At 66.6% G+C, this 13,991-nt stretch carries 12 protein-coding genes; 8 read left to right on the plus strand and 4 right to left on the minus strand.

The features are described from left to right. Entirely contained in the window at positions 1–975 is a 975-nt protein-coding gene (locus tag AB4089_RS00550; protein ID WP_441407403.1) for a J domain-containing protein, read from the minus strand. 141 nt (positions 976–1,116) lie between these two features. Between AB4089_RS00550 and AB4089_RS00555 the strand changes: the two genes are divergently transcribed. Beyond that, the gene (locus tag AB4089_RS00555; RefSeq protein ID WP_441407404.1) at positions 1,117–2,016 is read left to right on the plus strand and encodes a diacylglycerol/lipid kinase family protein; all 900 of its coding nucleotides are present in this window, start codon (positions 1,117–1,119) and stop codon (positions 2,014–2,016) included. Between the two features lie 18 nt (positions 2,017–2,034). On the opposite strand, the gene AB4089_RS00560 is transcribed toward AB4089_RS00555, so the two are convergent. Beyond that, complete coding sequence (locus AB4089_RS00560; RefSeq protein ID WP_441407405.1) at positions 2,035–2,460, minus strand: hypothetical protein; 426 nt, start codon at positions 2,458–2,460, stop codon at positions 2,035–2,037. Positions 2,461–2,551: 91 nt separating this feature from the next. On the opposite strand from AB4089_RS00560, the gene AB4089_RS00565 reads away from it, so the two are divergent. Further along, positions 2,552–3,301 (plus strand): helix-turn-helix transcriptional regulator, encoded by a 750-nt coding sequence (locus tag AB4089_RS00565; protein ID WP_441407406.1) that lies wholly within the window; start codon positions 2,552–2,554, stop codon positions 3,299–3,301. Here the strand turns inward: AB4089_RS00565 and AB4089_RS00570 are convergent. After that, complete coding sequence (locus tag AB4089_RS00570) at positions 3,243–4,163, minus strand: DMT family transporter (RefSeq protein ID WP_441407407.1); 921 nt, start codon at positions 4,161–4,163, stop codon at positions 3,243–3,245. The genes AB4089_RS00565 and AB4089_RS00570 overlap by 59 nt on opposite strands. A 104-nt stretch (positions 4,164–4,267) precedes the next feature. On the opposite strand from AB4089_RS00570, the gene AB4089_RS00575 reads away from it, so the two are divergent. Further along, positions 4,268–5,509 carry a cysteine desulfurase family protein gene (locus AB4089_RS00575; protein WP_441407408.1) on the plus strand — a complete coding sequence of 414 codons (1,242 nt, stop codon included), beginning with the start codon at positions 4,268–4,270 and terminating at the stop codon, positions 5,507–5,509. Here the strand turns inward: AB4089_RS00575 and AB4089_RS00580 are convergent. Further along, positions 5,506–6,744: an NAD(P)/FAD-dependent oxidoreductase gene (locus AB4089_RS00580; RefSeq protein WP_441407409.1), complete on the minus strand. Its 1,239-nt coding sequence runs from the start codon at positions 6,742–6,744 to the stop codon at positions 5,506–5,508. The genes AB4089_RS00575 and AB4089_RS00580 overlap by 4 nt on opposite strands. A 258-nt stretch (positions 6,745–7,002) precedes the next feature. Here AB4089_RS00580 and mnmA point away from each other — a divergent pair, with 258 nt between their 5' ends. The 5 genes from mnmA (at position 7,003) to AB4089_RS00605 (ending at position 13,979) form a co-directional block, all read left to right on the plus strand. Next, the gene (gene mnmA / locus AB4089_RS00585; RefSeq protein ID WP_441407665.1) at positions 7,003–8,097 is read left to right on the plus strand and encodes a tRNA 2-thiouridine(34) synthase MnmA; all 1,095 of its coding nucleotides are present in this window, start codon (positions 7,003–7,005) and stop codon (positions 8,095–8,097) included. 311 nt (positions 8,098–8,408) lie between these two features. Continuing rightward, complete coding sequence (locus tag AB4089_RS00590; RefSeq protein WP_441407410.1) at positions 8,409–10,037, plus strand: ABC transporter substrate-binding protein; 1,629 nt, start codon at positions 8,409–8,411, stop codon at positions 10,035–10,037. Between the two features lie 134 nt (positions 10,038–10,171). Next, on the plus strand, positions 10,172–11,263 hold the full coding sequence (locus tag AB4089_RS00595; protein WP_441407411.1) for an ABC transporter permease: 1,092 nt from the start codon (positions 10,172–10,174) through the stop codon (positions 11,261–11,263). A gap of 2 nt (positions 11,264–11,265) precedes the next feature. After that, positions 11,266–12,279, plus strand: a complete 1,014-nt coding sequence (locus AB4089_RS00600) for an ABC transporter permease (protein WP_441407412.1) — start codon at positions 11,266–11,268, stop codon at positions 12,277–12,279. Then, a complete protein-coding gene (locus tag AB4089_RS00605; protein ID WP_277522784.1) occupies positions 12,276–13,979 on the plus strand; it encodes an ABC transporter ATP-binding protein in 1,704 nt (567 codons plus the stop codon). Before AB4089_RS00600 ends, AB4089_RS00605 begins: the two co-directional genes overlap by 4 nt. The last annotated feature ends 12 nt before the right edge of the window (positions 13,980–13,991 follow it).

The following is a 13,991-nucleotide window of genomic DNA, read 5'->3' on the forward strand; positions in this document are numbered from 1 at the left end:
CTAGTGCATTCCACCAAGGAGGCGCGCCAGCACGGGAACGTTGACCGTGTTGGGTGCCGGTCCCGAGCTGAGGAACTGCTTGAGGCCGCGGGCCAGTCCGGCGGCGTTGACCACCTCGACAAGCCCCGAACCCTCTGCGTACCCGCCGCCCTGGCCCCCGGCTGTGCGCCGGTGCCGGTCGATCACCGGCTGGTGCAGATTGCCGTCCGTGCTGTGGACAACAATCCAGCCCGTGACATTGAGCTCGGGAAATATGTCCTGCATCCGGCGCACCACGTGGGCCAGCTGGGGCGGGGCGACGGATCGTCCGCCGTGCGTCAGCGTGCTCCCGTTCCAGGCGTACGCGCCCGGCGGCAGCAGCATGGACCCGATGATCGCGAGCCGGTACCCCGCCAGGACGGCGTGGTCGATGTGGCTGTTGTCCGCCGGGGACTGCAGCCCGTTGATCAGGCGCGCCGCCGGAATGGCGGCCAGTATCTGCCTGCTGATCAGCTGCACGGTGCGCATCTCGCGCTGGATCCGGGCCTCGGCCCCGAAGATCCCGCGCTTTCGGGGCATTCCGTGGACCTGCTGCCGGGCCACGCCGGCGGGTATCAGGGGTACCGCGGCCACCGCGTCGAACTGCTCGAACGGGGGAACATAGACGGGCGCGTCCGCCGCCGTGTTCCGCGGCGTGTTGGGGCGGCGCACGTTGGCCGAGGCCCGGCTGCCCGCGGCCGGCGCATCGAAGTGGGCGCCCTCGTCGCCGGCCGGAGCCGAATATGCGCTGCCATAGGAACGGTCATAGTCTGCACGGCGCTTGGTATCGATAAGCGTCTCGTAGGCGAGGGTGACGCGCCGGAACGCTGCGGGATCGCCGCCTTGGTCCGGGTGGGCGAGCCGGGCGGCCTTGCGGTACGCCACTTTGATGTCCTTCTCCGTCGCCGTCACGGGGATCCCTAGGACCTGGTAATGCGAGCTGCTGCCCTGCGTCAAACAGAGATCCTTTTCATCGTTGGTGCCGGCGCTGAGGATGCCGGACCGTTCGCGGGCGCCCGGCGTGCCCAGTTTAACCGGCTGGAGGAATAACGAGCGCGCGCACCGGGATGGTTCCCGGCGGCTGGCATAATTGCGCGCATGATAATCGCCGTCGCCGTCAACCCGCGCGCATCCTTTGGCCGGGGGCGGCATGCCGGGAAGGAAGCGGCGGCGCATTTCCGGACCGCCGGAGCGGATGTCCTGCTGCTGTGCGAGGAGAGTTATTCAGAGCTGGCGCAGGCGGTCGAGGGAGCGCTGGCATCGGGAGTGGATGCCCTGGTGATGGTGGGCGGCGACGGCATGGTCCACCTCGGGCTCAACGCGCTCGCCGTTGCGGGGGACGGGGGCAGGGTTCCGCTGGGCATCATTCCCACCGGGACCGGCAACGATATGGCGCGGGCGCTGGGACTACCGCTGCACAACCTCCCGGCGGCCTGCGGACGGGTGCTGCAATCCCTGGCCGACGGCGGCCGGATGATCGACGCCGGGAGGATCACCACGGGAGGAACTTCCTGCTGGTTCGCGGGCGCCGTCTCGGCCGGGTTCGATGCCGCCGTCAACGAACGGGCCAATGACTGGCGCTGGCCGCGCGGCAAGATCCGCTACCAGCTCGCCATGCTTCGCGAGCTGGCCTCGTTCCGGGCCATCGAATACACGGTGACTGCCGACGGCGAGCGGTGGCGGCAGCGGGCCATGCTGATTTCCGTGGCCAACGGCCAGTCGATCGGCGGCGGGATGAAGATCGTTCCGGGGGCGGTGCTCGATGACGGCCGCCTGGACCTGTTTGTTGTCAGCCGGTTGTCCCGGGCCGGCCTGCTGGCCGTGTTCCCCAAGGTCTTTTCCGGCAGGCACGTGGGCCACCCCGCCGTGCACATTCGCCGGGTCCGAACGGTGGAACTCGCGGCCAGCAATATTGTGGCCTACGCCGACGGCGAGCGGATCGGGGCGCTCCCGATGACCATCGAGGTCGTTCCGCGCGCCGTCTGTATTCTGGCGTAGCAGCCGGGCAAACCTGCGCTACGCAGCCGCCTGCGCGGACCTGCGCGGGGACAGCCTGTTCAGGGCCAGGGCGCCCACGAGCAGCCCGAAGTCCCGCAGCGCGACGTCATAGAAGCTGCCGAGGACAATCAGGTTGATGATGATGCCCAGCAGCCAGGCGGCCACGAGTGCCGACCCGAAGCGCGGGCGCAGCGCCACCATCACCCCGGCGAGGATTTCCACCACGCCAACGATGTACATGATGGTCTGGGCCGGAAGCGGGACTACCGACGTCGCCACCGGAGCCAGATACATGGTCCAGTCGGTCAGCAGGTTCGTGAACTTGTCCAGGCCGAACAGGATCGGCGCCACCGTGAAGACGGTCCGCAGCAGCAGGAAGGCCTGGCGGTGCGGGTCCGCCTTGAGCTGCTGGGCCGACGTGGCGAGGACTGGGGAAGCTTTCATGGCACGCTCCTTCTAAAAGTTGATATCTAGATTTTAGAACCCCGCCTGACGATTAAGCAATGATTCTTGTTTTTAGAGATATTCTTGGTTCATGACCAAACTTCCGTGGAATAACCGGCTCACGGCGGTCGCGTCCCTGGGCGACGAGACCCGCAGGAGGCTGTTCGACTTCGTCGCCTCGGCGGCAGGCGCCGTCGGCCGGGACGACGCCGCCAAGGCCGTAGGCCTGGCCCGCAGCACAGCGTCGTTCCACCTGGACCGGCTGGTGAAGGACGGGCTGCTGGCCGTGGAGTTCCGCAAGCTCGGGGGCCGGGAGGGCCCCGGCTCGGGCCGGCCCGCCAAGCTGTACCGGGCCGCCGTGGACGAGGTGGCGGCCTCCGTCCCGGACCGCCACTATGACCTCGCCGCAGAATTGCTGGTTTCGGCGATCGAGGCTGCGGGCAGCGACGGCGGATCTGCCCGGGATGCCCTGCTGCGGGCGGCCCGCGCCAAGGGGGAGTCGGCGGGTGAAGAGGCAGCCCGTGCAACCGGAGGCGGGGCGGCGCCGGAAGCCGCCGGCCCGCAGGGCGGTGCCACCCCGTTCGCGGACTTCCTGGTGGGGCAGGGCTACTGCCCGGCGGACGACGGCGCCGGGGGACTGGTGCTGTTGAACTGCCCGTTCCACCGCCTCGCCGCCGGCCACGCGGACGTGGTCTGCGCGATGAACGGGGCCTTCCTCGGCGGGGCCACTGCGGCCCTGGGAATCGACCCGGGCCGGGTGGAGGCGCTGGCCATCGAAGATCTCAGGAAGCAGGGGGGCGCGCAGCCCGGGCAGTGCTGTGCCCGGATTCTTCCAGCGTGACCGATGGCGTGCCCTTGATTCCGGTCAGCAGGACGCCGGCGACCACCATGAGGCCGCCGGCGATCTGCACCAGGCTGAGCGGTGTCCCCAGCATCACGGTAATGATGGCTGTGAAGACAACCATCAGGTTCAGGTAGTTTCCCGCGGTTCCCGGCGGCGTGGTCTTCAGCGCCAGGTTCCAGAAAAGGTAGGAACCCAAGGAAGGGAACAGTGCGATATACGCCAGTGACCAGCCTTCGGCCGAGGTATCGGGGAACCGTACGTTCAGGGCGAGGGCGAAGGGCGCCAGCATCACGGCCGCAATCACCACCTGCACGGCGGTGGCCGAGATGGCCGGCACATCCAGCCGGCGGGCAATGATTGTGTAAAAGCTCCAGACGAGGATCGCGCCGGTCATCATGAGCTCGCCGGTGTTGATGGAGAGGCTGAACACCCGTGCCAGGTCACCCCGGGTCAGTACGGTCAGCACACCCAGCAGGCCAAGGCAGATGCCGAGCCAGCCCAGTCGGGTGGTCCGCTCCCGCAGCAGGAGAATCGCCATCACCACGATCAGGGCCGGGTTCGCGGCCGTAATGAGGGCAGCGTTCATAGCGGACGTGTACCCGAGTGCGCCGTAAAGGAGCAGTGTGTAGCCGATCATGCCCAGGACGCTCAGCACCAGGAGCGCGGGCCAGCGGCGCAGCACCGCGCGCGAGTCCGGCTTCTCGACACAGTGGGCCAGGAGCAGCAGCGGCGCAGCGGCCAGGGTCCAGCGCCAGAAGGTCAGTTCCAGGGGCGTCATTGAGGCGGCCGCAGCGTGTCCGACCACGAAATTGCCGGACCAGAACAAGGTGGCCAACACCAGGTAGAGGGACGCTTTCACCGCACGAATCTACACCCGCCCGCCGCCCTTCCGGGCGCCTCGGCCCAGCGCAGCCGCAGGCGCCCGGCAACGCCGCCTGCAGGACCCGCAGGTAGAATTGGGCTGTGCCTGTATACCTCGACCATGCCGCCACCACCACGCTCGCCCCGGAGGCGCTGGCCGCGCTGACGCGCGAGCTGGCCCGGACCGGCAACCCTTCCTCGCTGCATGGATCGGGCCGCCGTGCCCGGCGCTCTGTGGAGGACGCCAGGGAGGTGCTGGCGGCCGCGGCGGGGGCACATCCCTCCGAGGTCATCTTCACCTCGGGCGGGACCGAGGCCGACAACCTGGCGGTCAAGGGCCTGTACTGGGCCCGCCGCGCCGAGGACCCGGCGCGCACGCGTATCCTGTGTTCCGCCGTCGAGCACCATGCGGTGCAGGACGGCGTCGAATGGCTCGAACGCCACGAGGGCGCCGAGGTCTGCTGGCTCCCGGTGGACGCCGCGGGCGTCGTCGACCTCGCCGTGCTTGAGGCCGAGCTGTCCCGGGACCCCGCGACGATCGCGCTGGTGACCGTCATGTGGGCCAACAATGAGGTCGGAACCATCCAGCCGGTCGCCCGGATCGTGGAGCTGGCACACGCCGTCGGCGTGCCCGTCCACTCCGACGCCGTCCAGGCGTTCGGGTCCGTGCCCGTGGACTTCCGCGCGATTGGCCTCGATGCCATGGCTGTCTCCGGGCACAAGATCGGCGGCCCGGTCGGCGTCGGCGCTCTCATCCTGGGCCGGGCGGTGAAGCTGACCCCGGTCCAGCACGGCGGCGGGCAGGAACGCGACGTACGCTCCGGGACCCTGGACACGGCGTCGATCGCCGCTTTTGCCGCGGCCGCCGAGGCCGTCGCCGCGAAACTCCCCGAGGAGGCCGCCAGGATCGGGGCCCTTCGGGACCGTCTGATTGGGGGCGTCCTGCAGGCCGTGCCCGAGGCCGTGCTGCGAGGCGCCCCGGGCGCGGGGCGGTTGCCTGGCAACGCGCACTTCACCTTCCCCGGCTGCGAGGGAGACTCCCTGCTGTTCCTGCTGGATCTCGCCGGCGTCGAGTCCTCCACCGGCTCCGCCTGCACCGCAGGTGTTCCGAGGCCCTCCCACGTGCTGCTCGCCATGGGCCTGGATGAGGACACGGCGAGGGGTGCTCAGCGGTTTACCCTCGGGCATTCCTCGACCGACGCCGACGTCGACGCCCTGCTTGCCGCGCTGCCGGGCGCCTATGCTCGGGCCCGCCAGGCCGGCATGGCCGGACACGAATCCAGCATCCAGACCGCGGGAACGGTTGCCCGTGAATCCGCGCGGCAGGCCTCCACCGGCAGCTAAGCCAATAGCTGGTCCAGCGGGGTAGAGGCGTCCGCGAGCAGCTCCGGGCTGACGGCAGCGCGTGCGCCGATGAGCGCCTTGATTGCCTTTTGCGGCTTGGCGGCGCGGGGCCAGTTCACGTTCATCCCGGCAACCACCTGGCCCTCGCGCTGCCAGAAGGCCAGGAACTCCCTGTCCGCCAGCGAGCCACGGATCACCGGCGCCCCGGCAACGAGCGTCGGGAAACCCGAGTACTCCATGCTGACCTCGAACTGGTCCGTATAGAAATACGGGATCGTATCCAGGGCGGCATCCAGGCCGAGCATGGCCCGGCCGGCGACTTTGCCGCCGTTGAGGGCGTTGGACCAGTGCTCGCTGCGGTGGTGCTCGCCGGTGAACGGGTGCAGGGCATTGGCGACGTCACCTGCGGCGAAGATCCCGGGCGCCGAGGTCCGCAGGGACGCGTCCGTGAGGATACCGTTGCGAAGGTCGATCCCGGCCGCCTCGGCCAGCCCCACCTCGGGCACCACGCCCACGGCAATGACCACAAGGTCCGCCGGGAGGAGCTCGCCGGTGTTGGTGCGGACACCGGTCACCCGTCCGGACGTCCCCGTGATTTCCGCGGCCGAGGCCGGCAGCCGGAACCGCACGCCGTGGGCCTCGTGCAGCTCGCGGAAGAAGCCACCCAGGTCCGGGCCGATCGCCGCCTCCAGCGGCACCTCTTCGAGTCCCATCAAGGTGACGGTGTTGCCGTAGCTGCTGGCGGCGGCGGCCAGTTCCATCCCGATCCAGCCGGACCCGACCATGACCACATTCAGGCCGCCCTCGGCCAGACGGGCACGCAGGCGGCGGCTGTCCTCCACCGTGCGGAACGTGCTGACGCCGTCGAGCCCGCTGCCAGGCAGCGGGATGCTGCGCGGCCGCGCTCCCGTGGCGAGCAGCAGGGAAGCGTACTCCAGCCGCCCGCCGTCGCCCAGGACCACGGCCCGGCCGCCCGGGTCTACCTCCGTGACGTGGGCACCGAGCCGGAGCTCGACGTCGTTCTCCGCGTACCAGTCCGCGGGCACCACCGGGAGGGCATCCTCGCCCGCCTTGCCGAGCAGGTACTCCTTGGACAGCGGCGGCCGCAGGTACGGCGCGTGGGACTCGGAAGCGAGCACCGCAATCCGGCCGGAGAAGCCCTCGGCGCGCAGCGTCTTGGCCGCCGTGGCGCCCGCGAGGCCGCCGCCCACGATCACGATGTCGTCATTGGCCATGGTCTGCTCGATTCCGCGTCTGGGCGCATCAGGTTCTAAACCGCTTCGGTTTCTTAAACGGCATCTGTTTCTAAAACTGCTTGCTCTGACGCTAGAAGCGCGAAGCTGCGCCGTCAAGGCTTTTTGGGCGAGGATTCGGCGTGGCGATAGAATGGCGTGGCAGGCATTGTGCTATCTCCGCGGACCCAGCGTCAGTGACAGTGGGTGCCTGCGACCCCCTGAACCCTAAAGAAAGACATGATGCGAGTTCTTGCAGCCATGAGCGGCGGCGTCGATTCCGCCGTTGCCGCCGCCCGCGCCGTCGAGGCGGGGCACGACGTCGTCGGCGTCCACCTCGCGCTGTCCCGGATGCCGGGCACCCTGCGGACCGGCAGCCGCGGCTGCTGCACAATCGAGGACTCCCGTGACGCCTGGCGCGCCTGCGACATCCTCGGGATCCCGTACTACGTGTGGGATTTTTCCGAGCGCTTCAAGGAAGATGTGGTCCAGGACTTCATCGATGAATACGCCGCCGGGCGCACCCCCAACCCGTGCATGCGCTGCAACGAGCGGATCAAGTTCGCGGCCCTGCTGGAGAAGGCGATCGCGCTGGGCTTCGACGCCGTGTGTACCGGCCACTACGCCAAGGTCATCACCGACGCCGACGGCAATCCCGAGCTGCACCGCGCCGCCGACTGGGCCAAGGACCAGAGCTACGTGCTCGGCGTGCTCACCCACGAGCAGCTCAAGCACTCCATGTTCCCGCTCGCGGAGACGCCGTCCAAGGCCGAGGTCCGCGCGGAGGCGGAGCGCCGAGGACTCTCTGTGGCCAACAAGCCGGACAGCCACGACATCTGCTTCATCCCCGACGGCGACACCGCCGGCTGGCTCGCCGAGAAGATCGACATGACCACCGGTGACATCGTGGATGAGTCCGGCGCGAAGGTCGGCGAGCACCCGGGCGCCAACGCGTTCACCGTGGGCCAGCGCCGGGGGCTCAAGCTCGGCACGCCGGCCGCGGATGGCAAGCCGCGGTTCGTGCTGGAGATCCGGCCCAAGGAAAACAAGGTGGTGGTGGGCCCGGAGGCGCTGCTCGCCATCGATGAGATCCGCGGCATCAAGGTTTCCTGGGCGGGGCTGCCCATCGCAGAAGTGGCCACGTGCGAGGAGTTCGACTGCTACGCCCAGGTCCGCGCCCATGGCGACCCGGTCCCCGCCCGCGCTCACATGGCCGGTGACGAGCTCGTGGTCACCCTCGCCGAGCCGTTGCGCGGCGTGGCCCCCGGCCAGACTGTGGTGCTCTACCAGGGCAGCCGTGTGCTGGGCCAGGCCACGATCGATGCCGCCCGCTCGCTGCAGCGGGCCGCACTCTAGGCGCCCGCCACACCCAGACCCCACGCAATCAAACGAAGGGCCCCGCCACGTGGCGGGGCCCTTCGTCGCGTTGCCCCGGCTTGCCGCGGGCGTTGCAGATGCGCCCGCTACCTGTCGAAGATCCGGGCAGAATCCTGAAGAAAATGAGAGAAACCTTCGAATCGTGTAAATTTTGTGTCTCAACTCACAAAATGCAACGATTCACCGAATGGTTGTCTGGTTGAATCTAGGAATCAGCAAAGCGTGCCGCCCATCGAGTCATTCGTTTCACTTTGGGCTGCGCTAGAACGCATCGAACAGAAAGTTCACAGATGGCAATGAACAAAAAGGCCTGGCAGAGCGTCATCGCGCTGGCCGGGGTTTCCGCCTTTGCACTGACGGCCTGCACAGGGCCGACCGGCGGCGCTGGCGGGTCATCAGCCGCAGCAAGCGGTCCGATCGCCTACGGCACCACGGACAAGGTCACCGCCTTGGATCCTGCGGGCGCGTATGACAACGGTTCGTTTATGGTGATGAACCAGATCTACTCTTTCCTCCTCAACTCGAAGCCCGGCAGCGCAGATCCCGTGCCGGACCTGGCCGAGTCTGCGTCCTTCACCTCGCCGACCGAGTACACGGTCAAGCTCAAGCCGGGCCTCAAGTGGGCCAACGGGCACACGCTCGACTCCAAGGACGTCAAGTTCTCCTTCGACCGGCAGACCAAGATCAACGATCCCGCCGGCCCCGCCAGCCTGCTGACCAACATCGACAGCATCACCGCCCCCGATGCCAACACCGTGGTCTTCAAGCTGAAGCAGGCAAACGACCAGACCTTTGCTCAGATCCTCAGCAGCCCCGCCGCGCCGATCGTGGACGATGAAGTCTTCCCGGCCGACAAACTGCTTGACGACGACTCGATCGTTAAGGCCAAGGCGTTCTACGGCCAGTACGTGATCGACACGTACAAGAAGAACGAGCTGGTCAGCTTCAAGGCATTCCCGGATTACCAGGGAGTCCTCGGCAAGCCGGCCAACGATGCCGCCACGATCAAGTACTACGCCGACCCCACCAACATGAAGCTGGACATCCAGCAGGGGAACATCGACGTCGCGAACCGCAGCCTGAGCGCCACCGACGTCGATGACCTGAAGAAGGACTCCAAGGTCAAGGTCAACATTGGCCCCGGCGGCGAAATCCGCTACATCACGTTCAACTACGACACCATGCCGTTCGGCGCGAAGGCTCCGGATGCAGATCCGGCCAAGGCGCTCGCCGTTCGCCAGGCCATCGCGAACCTCGTTGACCGCCAGTCCATCGCGGACCAGGTCTACAAGGGCACCTACCTGCCGCTGTACTCCAACGTTCCCAGCGGTTTCCTCGGCGCCAACGAATCGTTCAAGGACGCTTACGGCGACGCCGGCAAGCCCAGCCTGGACAAGGCCAAGAAAGTCCTGGCCGACGCCGGTGTGACGACCCCCGTCTCGATGAACCTGCAGTACAACCCGGACCACTACGGCAAGTCCTCCGGCGACGAGTACGCCATGATCAAGGACCAGCTGGAGAAGTCCGGCTTGTTCAAGGTCAACCTGCAGTCCACGGAATGGGTCACCTACAGCAAGGCCAGCCGGGCCGATGAGTATCCCCTGTTCCAGTTTGGCTGGTTCCCGGACTTCAGCGACGCCGACAACTACCTGACCCCGTTCTTCCCGGAGGGCGGCTTCCTGAAGAACCACTACAACAACCCGACCGTCAACGACCTGATCAGCAAGCAGCTCACCACCGTTGATAAGACTGAACGCGAGTCCACGATCAAGGATGCGCAGAATGCCCTCGCCAAGGACATCTCCACGCTTCCGTTGCTCCAGGGCGCGCAGGTTGCCATTTCCGGCAGCGGTGTCAAGGGTGTCGATTCCACCCTCGATGCCTCCTTCAAGTTCCGTTTGGGAACTATTTCCAAGTAAGGCTGCATCCGTGCTGTCCTGACCAGCCTGCGAGGCGGGGCGCCCTGAAGGCGCCCCGCCTTTGCTGGTCATTGCCGCACCCCGCAGTTCACGCCGGCCCGCCCAAGGCCGCGACAGCACAATCTTAGGTACCAATGACAACATTGACTGAGGCGCCACTAAACGACGCCGACGGACTTCTTCCGTCCAAGAAAAAATCCTCGGGTGGGGGCTTGGGGACCTACATCCTGGTCCGGTTCTTCCTGATCATTCCGACCATTTTCATTTTGGTGACTTTGGTCTTCTTCCTGATGCGGGTCATCGGCGACCCCATCACCGCAGCCCAGGGCGGCAGGCTTCCCCCGGAGGCGCTCGCGCAGCGCATCCACGACGCCGGCTACGACCGCCCGATCCTCGTGCAGTACCTCGAATACGTTGGCCAGGTGGCGACCGGCAATTTCGGCACCACCATCACCGACCGCCGGCCCGTTGTCGAAATGATCATCACCTTTGGCACGGCAACCTTGGAACTGGCCATCAATGCCCTCATCGTGGCGCTTTTGGTCGGCATCCCGCTCGGGCTCATCTCCGCCTACAAACGCGATAAGGCGCCCGACGCCGTCCTGCGGTTCTTCGCCATCCTCTGCTATGCCACCCCGGTATTCTTCGCCGGCCTGCTGATGAAGCTGGCCTTCTCCGTCTGGCTCGGCTGGCTGCCCGTCGCAGGACGGGCCTCCACTAGGACCGAACTGGCCATGGGAAGCCTGGCCGCACCGACCGGGATCTACTGGCTGGATGCCTTGCGCAGCGGCAACATGGCTGCGTTCGGCGACGTCGCGTCCCATTCAGTCCTCCCCGCACTCACTCTGGGGCTGCTGACGGCAGGGGTCTTCCTGCGGCTGGTCCGCACCAACGTCATCGGAACACTGGGCAAGGACTACGTCGAGGCCGGCAGGTCCCGCGGCGTCAGCAATTTCCGGCTCGTGACCAAGCATGCCTACAAGCCTGCCCTGATTCCGATCATCACGGTCATGGGGCTCCAGATTGCCCTCCTGCTCGGCGGCGCCGTCCTCACTGAGTCCACCTTCGAGTGGAAGGGCCTCGGCTACCAGCTGGTGCAATACCTGAACGCCCGCGACTTCGTCGCCGTCCAGGGAATCGTCGTAATGCTGGCGGTTATCGTTGCCGTCACGAACTTCATCGTGGACGTCGTCGCAGCCCTGATCGACCCGCGAGTGAGGTACTAACCATGAATGCAACCAAAGTAAGCGGGCGCAAGCAGCCCCTCTTCTACCGGCTGCCGGTGATCTCGCATTTCCGCTCGAGCGTCGGGCTGCAGCGCGGCATGCTCGTCACCGGCATGGTCCTGTCCGTCGTCTTCCTGCTCGTCGCCGTGTTTGCGCCGTGGATCGCGCCCTACGGGTTTGCCCAGCTCAGCGACGCGGCGGGTCCCTTCCCGACACAGCAGCCCCCCAGTCCGGCCCACATCTGGGGCACCACGGTGGGCGGCTATGACGTCTATTCCCGAGTGCTCTGGGGTGCCCAGACGGCCGCGGTGGTCATCATCGTCGCCGTGGCCATGTCAATCTTCCTCGGCGTAGCCCTCGGCCTCGTCAGTGGATACTTCGGCGGCTGGCTCGATCGGTTGCTCGTGGTGATCGCCGATGCGATCTACGCTTTCCCGTCCCTGCTGCTGGCCATCGTGATGTCAATAGTCATCAGCCACGGCCAGTCCAGTTTCTGGGGAGGCATTGTTGCCTGCTCCATCTCCATCTCGGTGGTGTTCGTCCCGCAGTACTTCCGCGTTATCCGGGCCGAGACCATCCGGCTAAAGGCGGAGCCGTACGTCGAGTCAGCCAAGGTGGTGGGTGCCTCAAGCGTTCGCATCATGGGTCGGCACATCTTCAAGAACGCAACCCGCACGCTGCCATTGATTTTCACGTTGAATGCGTCCGAGGCCATCCTGACCCTGGCGGGCCTCGGCTTCCTCGGGTTCGGCATCGAACCGACCTCTGCCGCCGAGTGGGGCTACGACCTGAACAAGGCCATAGCAGACGCCTCCTCGGGCATCTGGTGGACCGGTGTTTACCCCGGTACGGCGATCGTCCTGACCGTGCTTGGGCTGACCCTCGTCGGTGAAAGCATCAACGACCTCAACGATCCCCGCCTGCGGGGCCGGAAGAAGGCTGTGGCGGGCAAGAGCGGACCTGACTCCACCGCCGGTGCCCAGGCTGCACTCGAAGCAGAATCGAGAGTTCTATGACCATCAACATCGACAAGCCTGGCCAGGGCGCGGGCCCGGTCCTGGACATCGACCGCCTCAAGGTCACGTTCGCCACTGATGCCGGGGACGTGTACGCCGTCAAGGACGTCAGCCTCCAGGTCAACCCCGGCGAGGTTGTGGCCATCGTTGGCGAATCGGGATCCGGCAAGACTGTAACGGCCAAGACCATCCTGGGACTCTTGCCGGAGACGGCTATCAGTCAGGGCGCGGTCCTGATCAACGGCAACAACGTCATCAGCGTCAGCGAGGCGAAACTGCGGGAGATCAGGGGCCGCGATGTGGCCATGGTGTTCCAGGAACCATCCACCGCCCTTAACCCGGTCTTCACCGTGGGCTGGCAGATCGCCGAAGGAATCCGCGCACACGCCGGCACTGGCGGCCGCAGCAAGGTCTCGGCCAAGGAAGCCAAGGCGCGGGCAATTGAAGCCCTCCGCAAAGTGGGCATCCCGGACCCGGAAACGCGGGTCAACTACTACCCGCACCAGTTCTCGGGCGGCCAGAAACAGCGCGTTGTGATTGCCGCAGCGCTGGCCCTGAACCCTGGCCTCATCGTGGCGGACGAGCCGACGACCGCCCTGGACGTCACCGTGCAGGCCGAGATCCTTGAACTGCTGCGGGACCTGCGCGACAACTACGGAACGTCCATCGTTCTGATTACGCACAATATGGGCGTTGTCGCCGACCTCGCCGACCGCGTCGTGGTCATGTATCAAGGCGACGTTGTGGAGGAGGCATCCTCACGGGTGCTCTTCGCCCAGCCCAAGGAGGACTACACCAAGAAGCTCCTCGCCGCTGTGCCGCACCTGGGACGCAACTCCGCGTCGGAGGGCATGGTGGAGCGCGCCCACCAGGGCGGCAAAGTGCTGGTTGAGGCCAAGAACCTGACCATCGAGTACCCGGGGCGGCTGGGCAGCCCGGCCTTCAAGGCCGTTGACGGCGTCAGCTTCACCGTGTCCGAAGGCGAAGTTTTCGGTCTCGTGGGGGAGTCCGGTTCCGGCAAGACCACCATCGGCCGGGCGATCGCGGGACTCAACAGGACCACGGGCGGCAGCCTGAATGTGCTGGGTTACGAAATGCTGAACTTCAAGGAGCGCACCTTCAAGCCGCTCCGCAAGGAGATCGGCTTCGTGTTCCAGGACCCGGCGGCCTCGTTCAACCCGCAGCTGACCATCGGCGACTGTGTGGCGGAACCGCTGATCATCCACTCCAACCCGACCGCGGCTGAGGCGCGCAAGCGGGTCGGTGAGCTGCTCGAGTCAGTGCAGCTGCCGGCGTCGTACGCTGACCGGTTCCCGCACGAACTCTCCGGCGGGCAGCGCCAGCGTGCCTCCCTGGCGCGGGCGCTCATCCTGAACCCGAAGCTGCTTATCGCGGATGAGCCGACCTCGGCCCTGGACGTGTCCGTGCAGGCCGTGGTGCTGGAGCTGTTCAAGGAAATCCAGCAGGAGTTCGGCTTCGCGGCCCTGTTCATCAGCCATGACCTCGCCGTGGTGGACATGCTCTCCCACTGGGTCGGGGTGCTCTACAAGGGCAAGATGGTAGAGCAGGGCCTCGGTAACCAGGTGATGGGCAACCCGCAGCACGACTACACGAAGAAGCTCATCGCTTCCTTGCCTGTTCCGGATCCCGACGAGCAGGCCAGGCGCCGCGAGGCGTTCAAGGCCGTGCTTCACAGCTAGGCCCACCGCCAA

The organism is Arthrobacter sp. 2MCAF15 (assembly GCF_052115605.1).
Classification (GTDB): Bacteria; Actinomycetota; Actinomycetes; order Actinomycetales; family Micrococcaceae; genus Arthrobacter.

Coding starts and splice junctions, on each gene's coding strand:
- AB4089_RS00590 (WP_441407410.1), top strand. CDS start 8,409: ATGGCAATGAACAAAAAGGCCTGGCAGAGCGTCATCGCGCTGGCCGGG.
- mnmA (WP_441407665.1), top strand. CDS start 7,003: ATGAGCGGCGGCGTCGATTCCGCCGTTGCCGCCGCCCGCGCCGTCGAG.
- AB4089_RS00555 (WP_441407404.1), top strand. CDS start 1,117: ATGATAATCGCCGTCGCCGTCAACCCGCGCGCATCCTTTGGCCGGGGG.
- AB4089_RS00580 (WP_441407409.1), bottom strand. CDS start 6,744: ATGGCCAATGACGACATCGTGATCGTGGGCGGCGGCCTCGCGGGCGCC.
- AB4089_RS00595 (WP_441407411.1), top strand. CDS start 10,172: ATGACAACATTGACTGAGGCGCCACTAAACGACGCCGACGGACTTCTT.
- AB4089_RS00565 (WP_441407406.1), top strand. CDS start 2,552: ATGACCAAACTTCCGTGGAATAACCGGCTCACGGCGGTCGCGTCCCTG.
- AB4089_RS00605 (WP_277522784.1), top strand. CDS start 12,276: ATGACCATCAACATCGACAAGCCTGGCCAGGGCGCGGGCCCGGTCCTG.
- AB4089_RS00600 (WP_441407412.1), top strand. CDS start 11,266: ATGAATGCAACCAAAGTAAGCGGGCGCAAGCAGCCCCTCTTCTACCGG.
- AB4089_RS00560 (WP_441407405.1), bottom strand. CDS start 2,460: ATGAAAGCTTCCCCAGTCCTCGCCACGTCGGCCCAGCAGCTCAAGGCG.